Annotated in this window: 20 protein-coding genes; 12 read left to right on the plus strand and 8 right to left on the minus strand. The window is 70.1% G+C overall.

The genetic code is table 11. The features are described from left to right. Window positions 1–88: 88 nt before the first annotated feature. Window positions 89–850, minus strand: a complete 762-nt coding sequence (locus D7X32_RS23550; RefSeq protein WP_120604821.1) for a Mut7-C RNAse domain-containing protein — start codon at window positions 848–850, stop codon at window positions 89–91. Between the two features lie 241 nt (window positions 851–1,091). Here D7X32_RS23550 and D7X32_RS23555 point away from each other — a divergent pair, with 241 nt between their 5' ends. Continuing rightward, on the plus strand, window positions 1,092–2,429 hold the full coding sequence (locus D7X32_RS23555) for an endonuclease/exonuclease/phosphatase family protein (protein ID WP_120604822.1): 1,338 nt from the start codon (window positions 1,092–1,094) through the stop codon (window positions 2,427–2,429). Between the two features lie 64 nt (window positions 2,430–2,493). Here D7X32_RS23555 and D7X32_RS23560 read toward each other — a convergent pair whose 3' ends face one another. Beyond that, a complete protein-coding gene (locus D7X32_RS23560; protein WP_120604823.1) occupies window positions 2,494–2,847 on the minus strand; it encodes a hypothetical protein in 354 nt (117 codons plus the stop codon). A gap of 141 nt (window positions 2,848–2,988) precedes the next feature. Between D7X32_RS23560 and lspA (D7X32_RS23565) the strand changes: the two genes are divergently transcribed. The 6 genes from lspA (D7X32_RS23565) (at window position 2,989) to D7X32_RS23590 (ending at window position 8,009) form a co-directional block, all read left to right on the plus strand. After that, on the plus strand, window positions 2,989–3,618 hold the full coding sequence (lspA, locus tag D7X32_RS23565) for a signal peptidase II (RefSeq protein WP_120604824.1): 630 nt from the start codon (window positions 2,989–2,991) through the stop codon (window positions 3,616–3,618). A gap of 32 nt (window positions 3,619–3,650) precedes the next feature. Beyond that, window positions 3,651–4,265, plus strand: a complete 615-nt coding sequence (lspA, locus tag D7X32_RS23570) for a signal peptidase II (RefSeq protein WP_120604825.1) — start codon at window positions 3,651–3,653, stop codon at window positions 4,263–4,265. Between the two features lie 84 nt (window positions 4,266–4,349). Further along, complete coding sequence (locus D7X32_RS23575) at window positions 4,350–5,651, plus strand: prolipoprotein diacylglyceryl transferase (RefSeq protein ID WP_120604826.1); 1,302 nt, start codon at window positions 4,350–4,352, stop codon at window positions 5,649–5,651. Between the two features lie 39 nt (window positions 5,652–5,690). Next, a complete protein-coding gene (locus D7X32_RS23580; protein ID WP_120604827.1) occupies window positions 5,691–6,830 on the plus strand; it encodes an MXAN_5187 C-terminal domain-containing protein in 1,140 nt (379 codons plus the stop codon). 11 nt (window positions 6,831–6,841) lie between these two features. Then, on the plus strand, window positions 6,842–7,357 hold the full coding sequence (locus tag D7X32_RS23585) for a KdsC family phosphatase (RefSeq protein WP_120604828.1): 516 nt from the start codon (window positions 6,842–6,844) through the stop codon (window positions 7,355–7,357). A gap of 277 nt (window positions 7,358–7,634) precedes the next feature. Continuing rightward, a complete protein-coding gene (locus D7X32_RS23590) occupies window positions 7,635–8,009 on the plus strand; it encodes a hypothetical protein (RefSeq protein WP_244239146.1) in 375 nt (124 codons plus the stop codon). Window positions 8,010–8,012: 3 nt separating this feature from the next. Here D7X32_RS23590 and D7X32_RS23595 read toward each other — a convergent pair whose 3' ends face one another. After that, window positions 8,013–8,846: an SDR family NAD(P)-dependent oxidoreductase gene (locus D7X32_RS23595; protein WP_120604830.1), complete on the minus strand. Its 834-nt coding sequence runs from the start codon at window positions 8,844–8,846 to the stop codon at window positions 8,013–8,015. Between the two features lie 200 nt (window positions 8,847–9,046). On the opposite strand from D7X32_RS23595, the gene D7X32_RS23600 reads away from it, so the two are divergent. From D7X32_RS23600 to D7X32_RS23610, 3 genes are all read left to right on the plus strand, one after another. Next, window positions 9,047–9,277, plus strand: a complete 231-nt coding sequence (locus D7X32_RS23600) for a hypothetical protein (RefSeq protein WP_171448914.1) — start codon at window positions 9,047–9,049, stop codon at window positions 9,275–9,277. After that, window positions 9,274–10,194 carry a tetratricopeptide repeat protein gene (locus D7X32_RS23605; RefSeq protein WP_120604831.1) on the plus strand — a complete coding sequence of 307 codons (921 nt, stop codon included), beginning with the start codon at window positions 9,274–9,276 and terminating at the stop codon, window positions 10,192–10,194. The genes D7X32_RS23600 and D7X32_RS23605 overlap by 4 nt, the downstream gene beginning before the upstream one ends. Window positions 10,195–10,303: 109 nt before the next feature. Beyond that, entirely contained in the window at window positions 10,304–11,053 is a 750-nt protein-coding gene (locus D7X32_RS23610; protein ID WP_120604832.1) for an SDR family NAD(P)-dependent oxidoreductase, read from the plus strand. On the opposite strand, the gene D7X32_RS23615 is transcribed toward D7X32_RS23610, so the two are convergent. From D7X32_RS23615 to D7X32_RS23635, 5 genes are all read right to left on the minus strand, one after another. After that, on the minus strand, window positions 11,054–11,977 hold the full coding sequence (locus D7X32_RS23615; protein WP_120604833.1) for a DUF6929 family protein: 924 nt from the start codon (window positions 11,975–11,977) through the stop codon (window positions 11,054–11,056). A gap of 20 nt (window positions 11,978–11,997) precedes the next feature. Then, entirely contained in the window at window positions 11,998–13,326 is a 1,329-nt protein-coding gene (mgtE, locus tag D7X32_RS23620) for a magnesium transporter (protein WP_120604834.1), read from the minus strand. Between the two features lie 238 nt (window positions 13,327–13,564). After that, window positions 13,565–13,951, minus strand: coding sequence for a lactoylglutathione lyase (gene gloA, locus D7X32_RS23625; protein WP_014400399.1), 387 nt, complete (start codon window positions 13,949–13,951; stop codon window positions 13,565–13,567). A gap of 38 nt (window positions 13,952–13,989) precedes the next feature. After that, entirely contained in the window at window positions 13,990–14,598 is a 609-nt protein-coding gene (locus D7X32_RS23630; RefSeq protein WP_208752529.1) for an HNH endonuclease, read from the minus strand. An 83-nt stretch (window positions 14,599–14,681) separates the two neighbouring features. Beyond that, on the minus strand, window positions 14,682–15,986 hold the full coding sequence (locus tag D7X32_RS23635) for an AAA family ATPase (protein WP_120604836.1): 1,305 nt from the start codon (window positions 15,984–15,986) through the stop codon (window positions 14,682–14,684). A gap of 238 nt (window positions 15,987–16,224) precedes the next feature. On the opposite strand from D7X32_RS23635, the gene hemL reads away from it, so the two are divergent. Both hemL and D7X32_RS23645 read left to right on the plus strand, forming a co-directional pair. Further along, on the plus strand, window positions 16,225–17,520 hold the full coding sequence (gene hemL / locus D7X32_RS23640; protein ID WP_120604837.1) for a glutamate-1-semialdehyde 2,1-aminomutase: 1,296 nt from the start codon (window positions 16,225–16,227) through the stop codon (window positions 17,518–17,520). Further along, a partial coding sequence (locus tag D7X32_RS23645) for a protein kinase domain-containing protein (RefSeq protein ID WP_208752531.1) occupies window positions 17,504–19,458 on the plus strand: 1,955 nt, incomplete at its 3' end. The genes hemL and D7X32_RS23645, both read left to right, overlap by 17 nt.

The following is a 19,458-nucleotide window of genomic DNA, read 5'->3' on the forward strand; positions in this document are numbered from 1 at the left end:
AAATGGGGGTCTGTCGTTGCAGGCATTCAGACGCTCCCCCACCCAATCCCTGAGCTTTGCCTTTAAATTATTTCCAGGCGTCTGTTTTTCAGGTGGACTGTTCCAGCTTGCGCAGCGTGTCCACCAGGTTTTGCATGCGTTCGTGATGCGTGCCGGGCCAGAAGACGCGCTGGCAGCCGGGGCACTGTTGGAAATGGCTGTGGCGTTGGGCCACGCCTTCCGGCACACGGCCCTGCACTTCGTCCGGGGTCGCGGTGGACAGCGGCGCGTTGCACGCGATGCAGCGGGAGAAGGGCCTCATGCGCGACGTCAGGCCGTACCTCCGCACCACCTCCACCAGCTGGTGCGCGGGATCCGTGGCTCGCGGGTAGTAGCCCTGCACCACCTCTGAACGCTTCAGCACGCCCAGGTCCCTGGTGAGCAGCACTCGCGACTCGTCGTGGGACAGGCGTGCCAGCAGGTCGTCCGCGTAGTCGTTGCGCCAGAGCGTGTCGAAGCCGAGCATCCGCAGGAAGCCCGACAGCCTCCCCAACCCCACGTCCAGGATGAAGCGAGGCATCTCCGGGAGCGGCGATGCCAGGTGCGCTTCCTTCGCCACCTGCGGCACCGGGACGGAGGCCGGATACACGTCCAGGTTCGTGTCCGCCTCCGCGCGATGCCCGAAGCCCACCGGCTTTCCGTCCACCAACACCACGTCCACCTCCGGGTGCGGTGGCCCCAGCGATTCGATGAGGTCCTTCACCGACGGGCTGCCTTGCAGCACGTGCGTGAACGCCTGCTCCCGGCGCTCCGGCGCGACGAAGTCATTCAGTGCGCCGTGGAACCGCACCGTGAGCTGCCGTGCTGACATCGTGATCTCCTCACGTCCTGCTGCGTCGTCGCTCTGCGTCGTGATGTCTTTCGTTGAATCCAAGCCTTCCCCGGCTACAGGACGCCGAAAATCTCGGATTCTTGAAAGGCAGAGGTCGCAATCCTCACGGGCCGTCAGGGGACAGCCTTCCTGCAAACTTCTATAATCACGGGCCAGTCGGCGTGCCGAAGCCGATGGGTCACCCCCTCGACACCCTCGGAAGCAAGGATCCAGGCCCTGTATGGCAATGAAGCTCCCCCCGTTCCTCCGCCCATTTGTAGCGCTGGGTTTCCTGGCGCTCGCTTGCGGCCCGGGTGACGAGCCCATCACGCCCCCGGACTCGGGGACCTCTGTCGATGCCGGCTCCGGGAACGACGCGGGCAGCACCGCGGACGCGGGCAGCACCGCGGACGCGGGCAGCACCGTGGACGCGGGTCAGTCCACGGATGACGCGGGCACCACCGTGGATGCCGGATCCGATGTGGACTCGGGTCCCAATGACGCTGGCACCACGGTCGACGCGGGCTCGACGGTGGATGCGGGCTCGACCGTTGACGCGGGCTCTTCGACCGACGCGGGTTCTGCCACGGATGCCGGTTCCGCGATCGACGCGGGCTCGACGGTGGACGCGGGCTCGACCGTCGACGCGGGTTCTTCGACCGATGCGGGTTCTTCGACCGACGCGGGCTCGGCCACGGACGCCGGTTCCGCCACGGACGCGGGCTCCCCCACTGACGGCGGCTCCTCGAGCGACGCGGGCACGGATGGTGGTTCGGACTCCGACGGTGGCTACACGCAGATCCGCCTGATGGCCGCCAATCTCTCCAGCGGCAACGGCCAGGACTACGACCCGGGCCACGGCATCCGGCTGATGCAGGGCGTGAAGCCCGACGTCGTGATGATCCAGGAGTTCAACTACAAGACGGACTCCGCTGCGGACATCCGCACCATGGCGGACATGGTCATCGGCTCGGGCTCCTACTACCACCGCGAGACCGGCGCGCAGATCCCCAACGGCATCATCAGCCGCTACCCCATCATCGAGTCGGGCGAGTGGACGGACAGCAAGGTCTCCAACCGCGACTTCGCCTGGGCCCGCATCGACATCCCCGGGCCGCATGACCTCTGGGCCGTCAGCGTGCACCTGCTCACCACCAGCTCCGGCAACCGCTCCGCGGAAGCCACGCAGCTCGTGGGCTACATCAAGGCGAAGATCCCCACGGACGACTACCTGGCCATCGGCGGCGACTTCAACACCGACACCCGCTCCGAGGCGTGCTTCACCACCTTCAAGCAGGTGGTCAACACCTCGGGCCCGTACCCCGCGGACAAGAACGGCAAGGACGGCACCAACTCCACCCGCAGCAAGCCCTACGACCACGTGCTCGTGGACGACGACCTGCGCCAGTACCAGGTGTCCACCGTCATCGGGAGCAGCACCTTCGCCAACGGACTGGTGCTCGACAGCCGCGTCTTCACGCCCATCTCGGACATCTACCCGGCACTCAACACCGACAGCGGCGCGGCCAGCATGCAGCACATGGGCGTCGTGAAGACGTTCCTCACGCCCAACTTCTAGCGGGCACCCGGCAGGCAACGCGGGCCGGTCATCGGGAAGCTCCCGGTGTCCGGCCCGTGCCTTTTCAGAAGCTCCACTTGTGCTTGTTCTTCGCGATGAAGCGCCCCACCGGCGGGATGCGCGCGATGAGCGGCGTCAGCACGAACACGGCCGCCAGCCGCAGAGGCTTGACCGCCTGCGACGCGATGTAGGCCGCGCCCCACGCGCCCGCCTGCGCCCCGGTCCCCTGGGGCTGGAAGCCGGCCCGGATGGCCGCCCAGAAGCCCACGATGACCAGGCCGAAGATGAGGTAGTTCACCGCGATGGCCAGCGGCCCGTACTCCACCAGCAGCGCCTTGAAGCGCGCCATCAGCGACGGCTTCGCCGCCGGCGGCGTGGTGGTTCCGGGTGGGGCAATGTCGGGAGCGGAAGGCTTCACGTCGGGCTCAACAGGCGCCATGGGCGCACCATGCCCGAAACGCACGGCCTCCGGGAGGGAGAGGGCAGCCGGGCCGGCGGGCTGGGGCCCGGGTCCGGGTTGTCAGGGCTCCCAGGGGCGCGATAGAGGTTCGGGCACCCCATGAAAGCCTCCCTCCGCCTCCTCCTCGTGGTGGTCCTCGCCGTGCTGGCGGCGGATCAGGTGACCAAGTACCTGGCCGTGTCCCGGCTGACGGAAGCGCTGGACGGACGCAGCGGCCTGTCGCGCGTGTCCGGCTTCCTGAGCGAGCAGAACCTGGACAACGACCCTCCGGTGGAGGGCGTGTTCCGCAAGAACACCCGGCCGTACCGCTTCATCGAGGACTACTGGCACTTCCGCTACGTGGAGAACCCGGGCGCGGCGTGGGGCATGTTCTCCAACCTGCCGGACACCGCGCGCAAGGCGTTCTTCCACGTGGTGAGCCTGGCGGCGCTGGCGTTCATCCTGGTGCTGTACCGCCGCACGGAGGCGTCGCAGAAGCTGGTGCGCGTGGCGCTGGCGCTCATCACCGGCGGCGCGCTGGGCAACTTCATGGACCGGCTCATCCGGGGCTACGTCATCGACTTCATCGACTGGCACTGGCGCAACCAGCCGGGCATGCGCTGGCCCACGTTCAACGTGGCGGACGCGGCCATCTGCGTGGGCGTGGCGCTGATGCTGCTGGACTCCCTGCGCCGGCCGGAAGCCGTGGCCACGCCGCCGCTCCCCCAGGGCAGCAGCCCGCAGCCGTGACGCGCGGGGGTGGGCTGGTATAAGCCCGTCCCGTGCCCCGCAAATACGCCATCCTCCTCGCCCTCACGCTGGGCGTCATCGTGCTGGACCAGTGGACGAAGTACCTGGTCGTGCGGGACCTCACCACCCGCTTCGACGGGGCCACCACGCTGTCGGAGCGGCTGGGCGCGTTCTATTCGCCCGCCGAGGAGCCGGGCCGCCGCGGCCTGCACTTCCAGCCGCGCACGCACGTGGAGGTGGTGGAGAACTTCTTCCGCCTGCGCTACGCGGAGAACCCGGGCGCCGCGTGGGGCATGTTCCGCGACCTGCCGCCCCACCTGCGCGGCCCGCTCTTCCACCTGGTGAGCCTGGGCGCGGTGCTGCTCATCGTCTTCTACTTCCGGAAGCTGTCCGGCACGGACCCCGCGGAGGTGTGGGCGCTGTGGGGCCTGCCGCTGGTGCTGGGCGGCGCGCTGGGCAACTACATCGACCGCGTGGCGCGGGCCTTCGTCATCGATTTCCTGGAGGCCCATTGGTACGACAAGGCCGCCTGGCCGTCGTTCAACGTCGCGGACATGGCCATCTGCATCGGCGTGGGCATGCTCGTGGTGGATGGCTTCGTGCGCAAGGAGAAGCCTGCGCCCTCCGCCCCCGCGAAGGCCTCGTAGCCGCATGACGGGTTGGGGAATGTCCCTCCCGCCCGTCCCGGTTGTCCCCGCCATTCGTCCGGGCCGCCCGGCAAGAGGTCCCCCATGCTCCCCGTCCTGCTGCGCCTGACCTTCACCACGCTGTGGATGCAGCTGCTGCTGTACGCCGCCGCGGTGGGGGTGGTGGCCTCCGTCGCCGTCAACGGCTGGAAGGGCACGCTGGGGCCGGTGGATGAAAAGACGGGCAAGGAGGGGCCCGCGCCGCTCCAGGACAAGCTCCTGCGCGCGGTGGGGTTCGCGGTGGTGGGTGGCTTCCTCGCGTACTTCGGCCTGATGTACGCGCTGCCCGCGGACGCCTTCCCCGGCGGTAGGGGCGAGGGCATCCCGCTGCACACCTACGGCGTGCTCCTGGCCGCGGGCTTCGTCACCGCGGTGTCGGTGGCGGGCCGGCTGGCGCAGGACGAGTGGCGCCGGGTGACCTTCGTGGACGGCCGGGGTTGGGTGGACACGGAGGGCCCGCAGAAGCGCGAGCAGGTGATGGACCTGGCGTTCTGGGTGCTGGTGGGCGGGCTCGTGGGCAGCCGCGTGCTGTTCGTGCTGGTGAACTGGCAGGACTACGCGCGCGACTGGACGCAGGCCTTCTCCCTGGGCGGCGGGCTGGTGTTCTACGGCGGCCTGATTGGCGCGGGGCTGGCGGCGTTCCTCTTCGCCCGCAAGCACGGCCTGGATTTCCTGCGGCTGGCGGACGTGTGCATCCCCACGGTGTCGCTGGGGCAGTGCCTGGGGCGCCTGGGCTGCTTCTCCGCCGGGTGCTGCTGGGGCGACATGGCGGGGAGCCACTCGCACACGGGCGTCACCTTCCCGGGCTCCGCGCTGGCCCAGGACCTGTTCGGCCGGCTGGGGAGGGCGTCCAGCCTGGCGTATGGCTCGCAGGCCGGGGATGACCGCTTCGTGGTGGAGGCCACCGGGCAGGTGCTCCACCAGGCGGCGCCGGGCGCGGTGCGCATCTCCGACTGGGTGGCCCAGCACGGCACCACGCTGCCGGTGTACCCCACGCAGCTCTTCGAGTCGGTGGGCCAACTGGTGCTCTTCGTGGCGCTCCTGTACGCGCGCCGCTTCCGCCGCTTCCACGGGCACATTTTCGCCCTGTGGCTGATGGCCTATGCCGTCCTGCGCACCACGGTGGAGCTGTTCCGGGGCGACGTGGAGCGCGGCACCCTGCACGGCCTGCTGGAGTCGCTGGGGGCCCAGGGGCTGGCCGGGGCGGTGCCCCTGGAGGCCTGGTACAACGTGTCCACCAGCCAGTTCATCTCCCTGTGCATGTTCACCTTCGGTGCACTGCTGATGGCGCGCCACCGACCGGCGGGTGAGGCCGCTGGCCTGGGGCCTACACCGTCTGCTGCCTGAGGTTGCGAGCCGCGCCCGGGTTGGGGACACTCCCAGGACATGCCGCCGCCCGACAACGCCCGGCCCGCCGCCAAGAATGGAGGCCGGCCCGCGCAGGACGCCAGTTCCTCCAGCGAAGCCGCCCTTCACGAATGTGAGGAGATGGAAGCGGCCATCGCCGAGCTGCGCCACAGCTACGAGCAGTACTTCCTGGGTATGGAGCGCCAGGCGCCCATCCGCGCGCATGAGGACCTGAAGAAGCGGATGCTGAAGCTCAAGGGGGCCTTCATCCGCAGCACGTCGGTGAAGTTCCGCGTGCAGAGCCTCCACAACAAGTTCCTCACCTACGAGCGGCTGTGGGTGCGCACGCTCCAGGAGATTGAAGCCGGCACCTACCGCCGCGACCTGGCCAAGGCCCGCCGCCGCTCCGGGGGGAAGCAGCCCGGTGCCGCCGGGGAGCGCCAGAAGGGAGTGGTGGAGCTCACGGAAGAAGTCTCCGACATGGACTTCGAGGAGATTGAAGAGCTCACCGGCCGCAGGCCCATCAACGAGCCGAAGATCGCCGCGGAGTACCTGGCGCAGCAGGTCGCGGCACCCTCGGGGGGAACGCCCTTCCGGGGCACGCCCGCCGTGGCGCAGCCGGCCGTGGCTCCCGTCGCGGCGCAGCCGGCCGGTGCGCCCCGGGGCACGCCCGCGGGGCTGGTGTCTCCGGCGAAGAGCGTTCCGGCGGTGGCACCCGTGGGGGGGCTGCCGTCCATTGCTCCCGTGGGGGGCACGCCGCAGAAGGGGACCCCGGCGGTGGGGACGTCGAAGCTGCCCTCGGTGACGCCCGTGGTGCCTCCGGGTGGGACTCCGGCGGGGGGACGTCCGGCGGTGCCTCCGGGCATGGCGGCCAAGGCTCCGGCCGCTCCTCCGCAGCCCGCGCGTCCGGCGGCGGCTCCCGTGGCGGCGGCGCCCCGTCCCGCGGCGGCCGGTCCCGGTGGCGGCATGTCCGACGACAAGCTGCGCGCGGTGTACGACGCGTACGTCACCGCGAAGCGCCGCTGCCAGGAGGACACGTCCAAGCTGTCCTACGAGTCGGTGGCCGCCACGCTGCGCAAGCAGGTGCCGGAGCTGCTCAAGCAGCACAACGCGAAGGCCGTGGAGTTCAAGGTCGTCATCAAGGACGGCAAGGCCTCGCTCAAGGCCGTGCCCAAGTAGCGGAGGCACGGATGAACCAGGACCTGGAGTCGCTCAAGGCGCGGGTGGCGCGCCTGTCGGTGATGATCTTCGACATCGACGGCACGCTCACCGACGGCCGCATCTTCTGGGTGCCCAACTCCGGCTGGACGCAGATGTACAGCGTGCGCGACGGCATGGGCATCAAGCGCCTCCAGGAGGTGGGCATCGAGGTGGCCGCCATCTCCGGCGGCGACAGCCTCTCCGCGCAGATGCGCATGCAGTCCCTGGGCTTGCGCCACGTGCACTTCGGCAGCCAGGACAAGGTGGCGCACTTCGAGAAGCTGCTCGGCATCCTCAACGTGTCCGCGGAGCACTGCGGCTACATGGGTGACGAAGTCGTGGACCTGCCGCTGCTCAACGCGGTGGGCTTCTCCGCCACCGTGCCCGAGGCCCCGGACGAGGTGCGCGCGAAGGTGCACTACGTGGCCCAGCGCGCCGCGGGCTTCGGCGCCGCGCGCGAGGTGTGTGAGTTCATCCTGAAGCACCGCTCGCGCCCCGCGCAGTAGCGGCTACTTCCAGTCGCGCACCCGCGTGGCGTGGGCGGGCATGGCCTTGCCTACCCGGGGCAGGCCCGGGGCGGGTGCAACGCGCGGAATGCGAGGCCCTTCTGACTCATCGTCAAACCGGCGGGAGGGGAAAGATGCCCAAACGTTCGCTCCTGGAAACGCCTGCCTCCCCATCGCGAGTGCAGGTTGTCGCTCCCCAGGCCCGTTCCTACCTTGCGCTGCCTGATGGCCGGTGGACGGCCCGAGACGCGAGGGAGGCGACGTGGGGATGGGGCGGATGTGGCTCGGACTGGCAGCGGCCGTGGGACTCTCCGTGGCCACGGGATGCGGGCAGTCCCCCGAGGACTCCGAAGCGCGGCTCGCGGCCCTGGAGGCCGAGGGCAAGCAGATGGACCAGGCCCTGGACGCGGTCGAGGACCGGCTCATGGGCAGCCAGGGACGGCTCGCCATGTGGAACGAGCTGGGGCGGCGTCACCAGGAGGTGAGTGCCATCCAGTGCAAGGTGTCCGACGCCCACATGGCCGCCATCCTGGCGCACGAGGACAAGCAGAACCAGAAGGCGCGGATGGTCAAGCAGCGCAACTCCATGGCGTCCGTGGACACCGCCGTGCTCACCTCCGGCAAGGTGCCCACGCAGCAGCGCAGCAACTGACGTCTAGCCGGGGATGCGTGCGGTGCGCTCGCGCATCCGCTTCTCCACCGCGATGACGCCCCGGAGGAACAGCCCGGGCGCCAGCCGCCGCAGCCGCCAGAACCAGCGCGCATCCGCCATGGGCAGCACGTGCGGCGCGCCCCGGTCCACCGCCTTGAGCAGCCGCTCGGCGACCCACTCCGGACCAATCTTCGACTGGTCCACCAGCTTCACGCTCATGCGGCGCGTCTCCGGGTCGGAGTAGGGCGCGGCCGCCGCCGCGATGTTCGTGCGGAAGAACGTGGGGCACGCCACCGTGACGCCCAGCCCCAAGGGCTGCAGCTCCGCGTAGAGCGTCTCCGACAGCGCGACGACGGCGGCCTTGGACGTGTTGTAGGCCGCCAGGTTCGGCGCGTACACGAGCCCCGCCGCGGACGCGATGTTGAGCACGTGTCCGGAGCCCTGCTTGCGCAGGCGCGGCACGAACGCGTGGCAGCCGTGGATGACGCCCCAGAGGTTCACGTCCAGCACGCGCTTCCACTCGGCCAGCGGCAGCACGCCCACCGCGCCGCCGGTGGCGACGCCCGCGTTGTTGACCACCAGGTCCACGCCGCCGAACGCGTCGTCCGTGGCGCGCGCCAAGGCCTCCACCGCGTCCGGGTCCGTCACGTCGCACGGGTGCACGCGCGCTTCGCCTCCCAGCGCGGTGACGCGGCGGGCGGTCTCCTCCGCGCTGGCCGGATTCATGTCCGACACCATGACCCGCGCCTGACGGGCCGCCAGGGCTTCACACAGCGCACGGCCAAGGCCACTGCCGGCGCCCGTCACCACCGCGCGAGGACGAGAGGGAAGGCTCATGATTCCAGGACCCCCAGGGGGTGAAAGAGGAGCGTGACGCGACAGGGCTAGCACGCCGGGCGAAACGGTGGCCATGCACCGGTGCTCGCTTTTCCCGCGAATCCTGCCCGGGGCCGGGCGGGCAGGCGGGCGCACGGTTCGTGACCCGGGGTCGGAAGTTGGCTAGAACCCGGGCCGTGCAACGCGCCTTGGTGGCAGCAATGGCGGTCGTGGCGGCGGGGCTCCTGGGATGCAATGACCTGGAGAACTGCGGCTCGACGCCGGTGGACATCACCCGGACCGACGGGGGCCTCTACCGTTGCGTGACGTCCGAGGATTGCCCCAGGACGTCGCGCGTCTCCGTGTGCGTGACGGACGTCTCCTCCGAGCGCGAGTGCGTGCGTTGTGACGAGACGCGTTGCGTGCGCCTCATCCCGGAGGCGTGCCAATGACGCGTCGACTGTCGCGGTGGGCCTGCGTGCTCGCGGTGGGAGCGCTCGCCGTCACGGGTTGCCGCGACAAGCCGGTGGACCACATGCAGCGCGCCCGCGACGCCATCTTCGAGAAGCGTCCGGACGAGGCGCTGGTGGAGTACCGCAAGGCGTACGACATGCTGCTGCGCGACGAGTCCCCGGAGGCGCTGGTGATGCGCGCCCGGGCGCTCAAGGGCGCGGCGGACGTGTACTGGCTGGAGCAGCGCAAGGTGAAGGAGGCGGTGAGCGTCTACCGCCAGCTCATCCAGCAGTGCCCGGAGTCCCCGGAGTCGCTGGACGCGCGCATCATCCTGGCGGAGCTGCTGCGGGTGCACTACCGCGACCTGCGCGGTTCCATTGATCAGCTCACCGCCGCGCTGCACCGCAACCCGCCGCAGAGCGCGGAGCTGCAGTACCAGGTGGCCAAGACGTACTTCGAGCTCCAGGACTATCCGCAGTGCGAGCTGGAGGCGAAGAAGCTGCCGGAGCGCTTCGCGACCAGCCCCTACGTGGACGACGCGCTCTTCCTCCAGGCGCAGGCCCTGGCCATGGTGGAGGGCAAGCGCCAGGAAGCGCTGCGGACCTACGCGGACCTGCGCACGCGCTTCCCGGACTCGGAGCTGGCGCCGTACGCCCTCTTCGAGATGGGCAAGCTGCGCGCGGACGCGGGTGACAACGAGAAGGCCATCGAGACCTGGGTGGAGTGCCTGAAGACGCACCCGGATCCGTCGCTCGTGCAGGACGCCATCACCCGGGCACGCCGCCGCCTGGCCAACCTCACGGTGGAGGGCATTGGCCAGAAGGAAGTGGCGTTCGACCGCAGCAAGCAGGCGCGCACCTCCGTGGAAGCCATGGGTGGCAGCGCCGAGGAAGCCGCCCGCGACCGCGGCGACTGACCTGTTGCCCGGGCGCATTCGCGTGCGCCCGTTGCTCCCGCGTGCCATGTAACGGCCGGGCCGTGCCCTGACGGGGCATGAGGGCCCTTCTCGCGTGGGAGGCATTCACATGAACGTGCTGGTGACAGGGGCCACGGCGGGCATCGGGCAGGCCATCGCGCGCCGCTTCGTGAAGGAAGGCGCGCGCGTCATCGCCGCCGGGCGGCGCAGCGACCGGCTGGAGGCGCTCAAGGCGGAGCTGGGCGAGCGGCTCTTGCCGGTGACGCTGGACGTGACGGACAAGGCGGCGGTGAAGGCGGCGTTCGCCGCGTTGCCCGCGGACTTCGCGCAGGTGGACGTGCTGGTGAACAACGCGGGGCTCGCGCTGGGGCTGGAGCCCGCGCAGACGGCGCGGCTGGAGGACTGGGACGTGGTGGTGGACACCAACGTGAAGGGCCTCCTGTACTGCACGCGCGAAGCGCTCACGGGCATGGTGGCCCGCGACCGGGGACACGTCATCAACATCGGCTCCATCGCGGGCGAGTTCCCGTACCCCGGCGGCAACGTGTATGGCGCGACGAAGGCGTTCGTGCATCAGTTCACGCTCAACCTGCGCGCGGACCTGCACGGCACTTCGCTGCGCGTCACGGACATCCAGCCGGGTCTCTTGGGCGGCACGGAGTTCTCCAACGTGCGCTTCCGCGGAGACGACGCGAAGGCCGCCGCGCTCTACGACAAGACCCAGCCGCTCACGCCCGAGGACGTCGCGGACACGGCCTACTGGGTGGCCACGCGGCCCGCGCACGTGAACATCAACGTCATCTCGATGATGCCGGTGGTGCAGTCCTTCGGCCCGCTGCTGGTGAAGCGCGGCGGCTGATCAGCCCGGCACGGGCAACGCGGCTTCCAGGAGCGGCGCGGGCACCGACGGGTCGTCCGCGTCCGCCACCAGCAGCACGTGGACGCGTCCGCCTTCCACTCGCGCGTCCACGCCCTCCAGCTTCACGGGCACGTCCACCGCGTCCAGGTACACGGGCGTGCCGTCCGGCGCGAGCACGCCCACCGCGGAACCCGCCACGGGCCCATCCGCCACGCGGTCGCGCGAGGCCTCCGCCGTGGCGGTGAACACCACGCGCCCGTCCGGCAGCGACGACGCGTCCGTGAAGGACAGCCGCACGCCATTGGCCTCGCCCAGCTCCCAGCGGCGCACGGTGCGCACCGCCTCAGGCCCCATCACGCCCACGTCCAGGCTGGCCAGCACGCGGTCCAGGTCCAGGTCCACCAGCGCGTCCACGCCGCCCTCGCCGTTGCCCCGGTTGAGCAGCCGCAGCCGCTTGCCCGCCACCGCCGCGCCCTCCACGTTGAGCGCCACCAGCTCGCGCTCCAGTTGCACGTAGAGCGACGTGCAGTCCACCGTGCGCGGCGCTCCCGCGAGCGTCCCGTCCGCGTTCAGGGGCAGCACCGACGCCCGGCGCCGCGCGGGCGTGGAGCCCGAGGGCAGGGCCAGCAGTGCCCCGTGCGTGAAGGACGCGGACGGGCCCAGCTTGCACAGCGCTTCCAGGTCCGGCTTCGCCACCTTGCGCTCCGCGTGTCCGTCCGGAAGCTCCCCGGGGAAGAGGCGCACGGTGTGGCCCGGCGCGTCTCCCGTGGCGGGGAACACGGCCAGGTGGAGCGCGTCGTCCGCGACGACGTAGAGCCAGTCCCCCGCGCGCACCAGGCCGCTGGCGGCGGAGACATGCGCGGGACGCCCTGGGGCTTCGGGCGCCCCGAGGTTGAGGGTGCGGCGGCGGGTGGTGGGAATCATGAGGGCTCCAGCGTCGCCGACTACAGCAGCGTGCCGCGCAGGAAGAGGCTGGCCGCCGTGAAGTAGATGACGAGTCCGGACACGTCCACCAGCGTGGCCACGAAGGGCGCGGACGCGCTCGCGGGGTCGAAGCCCACGCGCCGCAGGATGAACGGCAGCATGGAGCCGGACAGCGTGCCGAACATCACCACGCCCACCAGCGACACACCCACCGTCATGCCGATGAGGAACGCATGGTCGCCGTAGCTGTGGAACAGGGCCTGCCACACCATCACGCGCGTGAAGCCCACGACTCCCAGCACCGCGCCCAGCGCCAGGCCCGTGCTCAGCTCCCGCCGGGCCACGCGCCACCAGTCCTTCAGCCGCATCTCCGACAGCGCCAGCGACCGGATGATGAGCGTGGTGGCCTGGCTGCCGGAGTTGCCGCCCGAGCTGATGATGAGCGGGATGAAGAGGCTCAGCACGACGGCGCGAGCAATCTCATGCTCGAAGTAGCCCATGGCCGTGGCGGTGAGCATCTCCCCCAGGAAGAGCACCATCAGCCAGCCGGCGCGCTTCTTGAGCATCGCCAGGAAGCCCACGTCGAAGTAGGGCGCGTCCAGGGCCTCCATACCGCCGACCTTCTGGATGTCCTCCGTGGCCTCTTCCTGGACGACGTCCACGATGTCGTCCACCGTGACGATGCCCTTCATGCGCCGCTGCTCGTCCACCACGGGCATGGCCATGAAGCTGTGCTCGGAGAAGGTGCGGCTGACCGCTTCCTGGTCCGTGTTCTCCGCCACGGTGATGACGTCGCGCTGCATGACGTCCGCCACGCGCTTGTCCGGCGCGGCCTGGAAGAGCTGGCGCAGGGACAGCACGCCCTGCAGGCGCTGCTCCGCGTCCAGCACATACGCGTAGTAGACGGTCTCCACCTTCTCGCGCGCCTGCTTGCGCAGGTACCCGATGGCCTCGTCGATGCTCATGTCCGGGCGCACGCGGGCGAAGCGCGGGTTCATCAGACCGCCGGCGTCGTCCTCCGAGTACGCCAGCAGGACGTTCACCTCGCGGCGGCTGGCGTCGTCGAGCTGCGACAGGATGGCGTCCACCTGCTCCGGCTCCACGGCCTGGACTAGGTCGGCCAGGTCGTCCGGGGGGAGCAGGCGGACCCAGGTGCGGCGCTCGCCCTGGGGGAGGCTGAGGATGAGCTCGGCCTGTTCGCGCGCGGTGAGGCCCAGGAAGAAGTCGTCCGCCACCGCCGGGGGCAGCAGCCGGAACCCCTCCAGGCGCTCGTCCGCGGAGAGCACCGCCCACGCCTCGTGGAGCTCGTCGGGGGACAGCGCGTTCTGGCTCTGGGGACTCTCCACCATGACGACGGCCTCGGAAGAAGAGGGGGAGGGTGCGCGCCTCGCTGCATTGCGCGCGGGCCTCTCTACACCCCTGCCGGGGGCGCGGCGAGCGGAAGGCGCGAAACATCTCGCGGAAAACTCCGTCCGCCTGCCTGGCCCGTTCATCCGGCCCCAGCGCGCCTGGGACCCGGGGGTGGCCCGGGCCGGGCCTGCCTGCCCGTGCGGCCCGTGTTGCTTGGGGCACCACGGGTGGGTCGGGTCAGGCCTTCTGCTGGATGAGCTCGACCTTGTAGCCGTCCGGGTCTTCCACGAAGGCGATGACGGTGGTGCCGTGCTTCATGGGGCCGGGCTCGCGGACGACCTTGCCGCCGGCCTGCCGGATGGCATTGGCGGTGGCGTGGATGTCGCTGACGCCCAGGGCGATGTGGCCGTAGGCGGAGCCCAGCTCGTACTTCGCCGTGTCCCAGTTGTGGGTGAGCTCCAGGGCGGGGTGGGTGTCCTCGGGGCCGTAGCCGACGAAGGCGAGGGTGAACCTGCCGTCCGGGTAGTCCTGGCGGCGCAAGAGCGTCATGCCGAGCACGCGGGTGTAGAAGTCGAGCGACTTCTCCAGGTCGCCGACCCGGAGCATGGTGTGGAGGATGCGCATGCGGTGGCTATAACCGCGGCGCGGTGTAGGTGCGGAGGCTAAAGCGCGCCGCCCGCTCTGGGGACTGGCTGCGTGGCCGCGTCGAAGCAGGCCGTGGCGGTGCCGGTGAAGGCGGCGATGAGCCGCTGTCGCATGTCCCGGTCATCCGCGAAGACGGTCATCCAGATGGACCAGTGGCCCTTCTCAAGAGCCAATGCGACGGTCAAATCCCGCATGTGGGGCGTATCGTTCTGGGCAATTCGCGCCCTTGCGACCTGTGCGACCTCCCATGCCTCCTTGCGGTGCTGCCACCGGCGATCACTTCGCCGGGGTTTCTTGTGGGGCAGCTTGTCCAGCCCGACCAACACGATGGTGCTCTGGGCGCGCTTGGCGTCCGCTGGGTTGAGGCCCGGTGCGGGTTTTACGATGCCAGCGGCTCCATGGAGGACGGCCCGGGCCGTGTTGTCACGGTCAGGCCAGAAGTAATCCGTGAGCTGGACGTTGGCGTGGCCCTTGGTGCTGTTGCAGTTGACGCACGCAAGCAGGAAGTTGTTCCAGTCTCGCTCCAGGGTCGGGTGATGGTGCTTGGAAAGGACGTGCTCGACGGCCAGGCTCGAGTTGATCTTGCGCTCGCAGAACGAGCAGTACTCCCCGATGCGGTCGAACAAGGCCCCTCGTGCTTCGTCGTACTCCGCGAAGACGTGAGGGGTACCATCGTCGCGAAGAGGCCAGGCCCCCCTGTCGACCGGCCTCAAGACTTGTCTCCCGGAAGCTTGGCGGCGCCCCGCTGAAGTTCCAGGAACGCGTGGTAGGCGACGTCGTCGCTGAAAGGGGCTGAGAGCTCGTCCATCCGCTGCTTGAGTCGTTCGAGCTCTGGACCGTCGGCTTCTTTCGCCGCTTCGAGCGCCTCGTAGTATTTCTTCGCCGCCTCCATCATCTCCTTGTGGCGCTGGCTCCGCTGAGGGACAGCGACGCCCATGACCTCTTCGGCGATGTCCTCGATGCTGCGGCTGGGGAGCGTTTCACGCGACTGATCATCCAGGTTGATCAATTCATTCTTGCGAAGTGACTGGATGATGAAAGGTGAGTGGGTGGTCACCACGAACTGCATTCGTGGGAAGACCCGGCGGAGGTCATCCACCACCTCGCGTTGCCAGTTGGGATGGAGGTGGAGATCGAGCTCATCAATCAAGACGATCCCAGGAGTCTTCGCGGGGGCCAGATTGCGCAGGTGTGGGTTGAGGGTCGCGGTCCGGTAGGCAATGTCCCCGACCATGGCGAGCATGCTCCGGGCGCCGTCGCTCAGCATGTCGAACGGCAGTTCCACGTCGTTCTTGCGAGCGACCAGTGTCCCCAGTCGCAAGTCGTAACGAACGTCCGTCCAGTCCTTCATGCATTCGCTGAGGGCATGCTTCACGGCACTCAAGGTTCCGAGGCTTCGCCCCTCCTGGACCTGGATCATCTCCATGGTCTTGAACCAGGAGGCGAAGCCCTTGTGGTCAGAGGAGGGGTCGAGGCATCCGCGATAGCCTCGGAGCCGTGAGCCTGGCTTGAGGACGCGCGCTCCATCCGCGACGGTGCCGCGACGGGTGCGACGCTGGAGCCAGAGGCGCCCCGTCCCGTAATAGGAGAGAAGGGGTAGAACGACGTCCTTGCCCTCGCGGACCATCTCGCTCCAAGCGAGCGTCGTTCGCGAAAGCACCCCTGCCTGGCCGTGGGTGGTGTGCTTGTTGCGGCCCTCCAATGTCCTGACCCACTTGATGGCGCCGCCGCCCAGGTCCCCCTGGCAGGCCACCTCAACCGGATAGCGAGCTTCGAGGGTGGGGACCTCTCCTCGCTTGTGCATGACCTGCCGCACATCATCGCGATGGATGCCAGGAGGCGTGGCGCCTTCCAGTCCCAGGAAGATGGCGCCTGCCGCTACGGAGAGCGCATCAAGGATTGCGGTCTTGCCCGTGCCATTGTCGCCAATGAGCACGTTGAACGAAGGAGAGAACTCGAAGGCACGCTGCTCGAAGCCGCGAAAATTCTTGACCTCGATGCGATCGATCCTCATCCGCGCTCCTGCCAGCTCCTTCTTGGAGCATCCTGGGGTCCAGTATCCTCATGGAGCCCAGCGGCGCACGTGAATTCCCAAGGCTTTTCGAGCGAACCCCATCACGGTGCGCGGGTTGCCCGGAGGCGCGAACAGTTCCCCGGTCAGCCAGGCAGGCGTGCGCTCGGGGGTGAAAAGGCGACACCGGAGGGCCACTCGGGGCAGGGACGGGCGTCCGGCGCGTGTTATGGAACCGGCCATGAAACACGCTCAAAGCCAGGCCCTCTTCGCCCGTGCGCAGGCGCGCATCCCGGGTGGCGTGAACTCTCCGGTGCGTGCCTTCCGTGGCGTGGGAGGCGACCCCGTCTTCTTCAAGGAGGGCTCCGGCGCGTGGCTCACCGACGTGGACGGCAACCGCTACGTGGACCTGGTGGGCAGCTGGGGCCCGCTCATCCTGGGCCATGCGTACCCGCCCATCGTGGAGGCCATCCTGGAGGCCGCCCGGCGCGGCACCACCTTCGGCGCGCCCGTCGCCTCGGAGGTGGAGTTCGCGGAGCTGCTCTGCGCCACCGTGCCCTCCGTGGAGAAGGTGCGCCTGGTCTCCAGCGGCACGGAGGCCACCGTGGCCGCCATCCGCGTGGCCCGTGGCTTCACCGGCCGCGAGTACATCCTCAAGTTCGAGGGCTGCTTCCACGGCGCGGGCGACCCGTTCCTCGTGAAGGCGGGCAGCGGCGTGGAGACGCTGGGCCTGCCGGATTCTCCGGGCGTGCCGTCCGCGCTGGCGGCGCTCACGCTCACCGCGCCCTTCAACGACCTGGCGGCCGTGGAGCGCATCTTCCAGGAGAAGGGCAAGGACATCGCCTGCGTCATCATCGAGCCCGTGGTGGGCAACATGGGTGTGCTGGTGCCTCGCCCCGGCTACCTCGAAGGATTGCAGGCGCTCTGCCAGAAGCACGGCGTGCTCTTCGTGCTGGATGAGGTGATGACGGGCTTCCGGCTGGCGCGCGGCGGCGCGCAGGAGCTGTACGGGCTCAAGCCGGACCTGACCACCATGGCCAAGGTGGTGGGTGGCGGCATGCCGCTGGGCGCGTACGGCGGCCGGCGCGACATCATGGCCAAGGTGGCGCCGGAAGGGCCCGTGTACCAGTCCGGCACGCTGTCCGGGAACCCGGTGGCGGTGGCGGCGGGCCTCGCGTGCCTGAAGGCGCTGGCGGCGCCGGGGACGTACTCGCGGCTGGAGCAGCTGGGCCTGCTGCTGGAGGAGGGCTTCCGCGCGGAGGCGAAGGCGGCGGGCGTGCCGGTGACGGTGAACCGCGTGGGCAGCATGCTCACGGTGTTCTTCACGGCGGAGCCGGTGTTCGACTACACGTCCGCGAAGAAGGCGGACACGGCGAAGTTCGGGCGCTTCTTCCACGCGATGCTGCAAGAGGGCGTGTACCTGCCACCCAGCCAGTTCGAGGCGGCGTTCGTGTCGCTGGCCATCGGCGAGCCGGAGGTGGCGCACGTGCTCGCCGCGGCCCGCAAGGCGTTCCGCGCGCTTGGCGACGCCCGTTGAACCCGAGGCCCTGACCGGGCCCGTGCGCTTCGGTCCCTACACCCTCGTGCGCCGCATTGGCGCCGGGGGGATGGGGGAGGTCTTCCTCGCGCGCGAGGAGGGCGTGCGGCGCGCGGTCGTCGTGAAGAAGGTGCTGCCGGGGCTGGTGGAGAGCCGCCAGTTCGTGGGGCGCTTCCGCGACGAGGCCCGCGTGGTGGTGCGGCTGGCGCACCCGAACATCGCGCGCGTGTACGCGATGGGCGAGGTGGACGGGCAGCTGTTCCTCGCCATGGAGTACGTGCTGGGCAAGACGCTCAGCCGGCTCGCGTACCGCCTCAGGCAGCGTCAGCGGATGATGCCCCTGGGGCCGCTGCTGCAGCTGGGACAGCGGCTGTGCGAGGGCCTGGCGTACGCGCACGACGCGACGGACGAGGAGGGCCACCCGCTGCACCTGGTGCACCGCGACCTGTCCCCCGCGAACGTGTGCGTGAGCTACGCGGGCGAGGTGAAGATCATCGACTTCGGCGCCGCGCAGTCCACGCTGAAGGAGCATCAGACGGCGCCGCGCGTGGTGATTGGCAACCTCACGTACATGGCGCCGGAGCAGGCCCGCAAGCGCACCGTGGACCGGCGCGCGGACCTGTACGCGGTGGGCGTGGTGCTGTGGGAGTTGTTCTCGTGGAAGGCGCTGTCGCAGCGGGGTGACCCGTTGGAGCGCTGGCGGCGCGCGGCCTATCCGCAGTGGGAGCCGGCGGGGCGCCACCGGCCGGACCTGCCGCGCGCGGTGGACGCGTTCCTGGCGCGGGCGCTGGCGTCCGAACCGAACGACCGCTTCCCCACGGCGACGGCCATGGCGGAGGCGCTGGGCGCGCTGAAGGAGAAGCTGGCGCCCAACGTGACGGATCAGGACCTGGTGCGGCTGATGTCCGCGGCCTTCCCTCGCGAGAAGGTCATCGAGCAGCAGGTGCTGGACGACCTGCTGCGCGAACAGCCCGAGCGCGCGAGCACGCGGCAGGAGTTCCCATCGGTGCTCTCGCCGCCCGGGACGCAGGACGCGGCGGAGGCGCTCCGGGCCCAGGAGGACATCGCGACGGAGACGCTGGACGCGGCGAGGTTGCGGCAGGCGGAGTTCGCCACCGTGGGACAGGAGACGGAGGCGCTGGACGCGGCGAAGGTGGAGCAGGCGCTGCGCGCGGCGGCGGCCGCCGCTCAACGGCCCTGGCCGGAGCCCGGCGAAGAGACCGGTCTGCCGCGCAAGGCGCCCCCGGTGCGGCTGCACAACCAGGAAGTCACCATGGATGCCTGGGTGCCCGGCATCGGCGCCGCGGAGCCCACCGTGCCGGGGCAGCCTCCCCAGCCCCCGGAGGCTGCCCCCGCGCCATGGAAGCCCGGTTCGGGAGAGGACGAGGCCACCCCGCGAGAGCCTCCGTCCCTCCTGGAATCCCCGGCGGGCCCGGGCTCCGAGGACACCACCGACCCGGGAGAGGGGACCCGTGAGGTCGCGGATTCCCCTCCGGGCAGGCAGGCCCCGGCCGAACAACCGTCTCGGCCGGATTGGAATCCGGACGCGGACGCGGAAGACTCCGTTACACACCTTCGAGCGTTACACCGTGAGGGGCCCCCCCCGGCCCCGGAGGACTCACCCATGCAGAACCGCCCCTCGCGCCCGGGCTGGACTCCTGGCGCAGGCAGTGAGGACTCCACGACCAACGAGAGGCCCTCGCGTAAGAGCGCAACGGGCCTGCCCGCCACCGGCAACGCCGGCTGGACTCCGGGCTCCGGCGAGGACGACGCCACCGAGGGCGCCGGCCCCTCGCCCATGGCCGCGCGCCCCGGCACGGACGACGACGCGGACGAGGAGAGCACCGACGTCGACAAGCCCGGCCGCGCCAAGGCGAACCCGGCACCGCGCGCCCCCGCCGCCCCGCAGTCGCGGCCCCAGACCTCCGTGGGCGCCGC

Source organism: Corallococcus carmarthensis, from assembly GCF_003611695.1.
Taxonomy (GTDB): domain Bacteria; phylum Myxococcota; class Myxococcia; order Myxococcales; family Myxococcaceae; genus Corallococcus; species Corallococcus carmarthensis.

Bases quoted from the DNA above. Each gene is read 5' to 3' on its own strand.
- D7X32_RS23590 (WP_244239146.1), top strand. From the start codon at position 7,635: ATGTGGCTCGGACTGGCAGCGGCCGTGGGACTCTCCGTGGCCACGGGA.
- mgtE (WP_120604834.1), bottom strand. From the start codon at position 13,326: ATGGTGGAGAGTCCCCAGAGCCAGAACGCGCTGTCCCCCGACGAGCTC.
- D7X32_RS23600 (WP_171448914.1), top strand. From the start codon at position 9,047: ATGGCGGTCGTGGCGGCGGGGCTCCTGGGATGCAATGACCTGGAGAAC.
- D7X32_RS23575 (WP_120604826.1), top strand. From the start codon at position 4,350: ATGCTCCCCGTCCTGCTGCGCCTGACCTTCACCACGCTGTGGATGCAG.
- gloA (WP_014400399.1), bottom strand. From the start codon at position 13,951: ATGCGCATCCTCCACACCATGCTCCGGGTCGGCGACCTGGAGAAGTCG.
- D7X32_RS23605 (WP_120604831.1), top strand. From the start codon at position 9,274: ATGACGCGTCGACTGTCGCGGTGGGCCTGCGTGCTCGCGGTGGGAGCG.
- D7X32_RS23610 (WP_120604832.1), top strand. From the start codon at position 10,304: ATGAACGTGCTGGTGACAGGGGCCACGGCGGGCATCGGGCAGGCCATC.
- D7X32_RS23580 (WP_120604827.1), top strand. From the start codon at position 5,691: ATGCCGCCGCCCGACAACGCCCGGCCCGCCGCCAAGAATGGAGGCCGG.
- D7X32_RS23550 (WP_120604821.1), bottom strand. From the start codon at position 850: ATGTCAGCACGGCAGCTCACGGTGCGGTTCCACGGCGCACTGAATGAC.
- lspA (WP_120604824.1), top strand. From the start codon at position 2,989: ATGAAAGCCTCCCTCCGCCTCCTCCTCGTGGTGGTCCTCGCCGTGCTG.
- D7X32_RS23615 (WP_120604833.1), bottom strand. From the start codon at position 11,977: ATGATTCCCACCACCCGCCGCCGCACCCTCAACCTCGGGGCGCCCGAA.
- D7X32_RS23555 (WP_120604822.1), top strand. From the start codon at position 1,092: ATGGCAATGAAGCTCCCCCCGTTCCTCCGCCCATTTGTAGCGCTGGGT.
- hemL (WP_120604837.1), top strand. From the start codon at position 16,225: ATGAAACACGCTCAAAGCCAGGCCCTCTTCGCCCGTGCGCAGGCGCGC.
- D7X32_RS23635 (WP_120604836.1), bottom strand. From the start codon at position 15,986: ATGAGGATCGATCGCATCGAGGTCAAGAATTTTCGCGGCTTCGAGCAG.
- D7X32_RS23595 (WP_120604830.1), bottom strand. From the start codon at position 8,846: ATGAGCCTTCCCTCTCGTCCTCGCGCGGTGGTGACGGGCGCCGGCAGT.
- D7X32_RS23585 (WP_120604828.1), top strand. From the start codon at position 6,842: ATGAACCAGGACCTGGAGTCGCTCAAGGCGCGGGTGGCGCGCCTGTCG.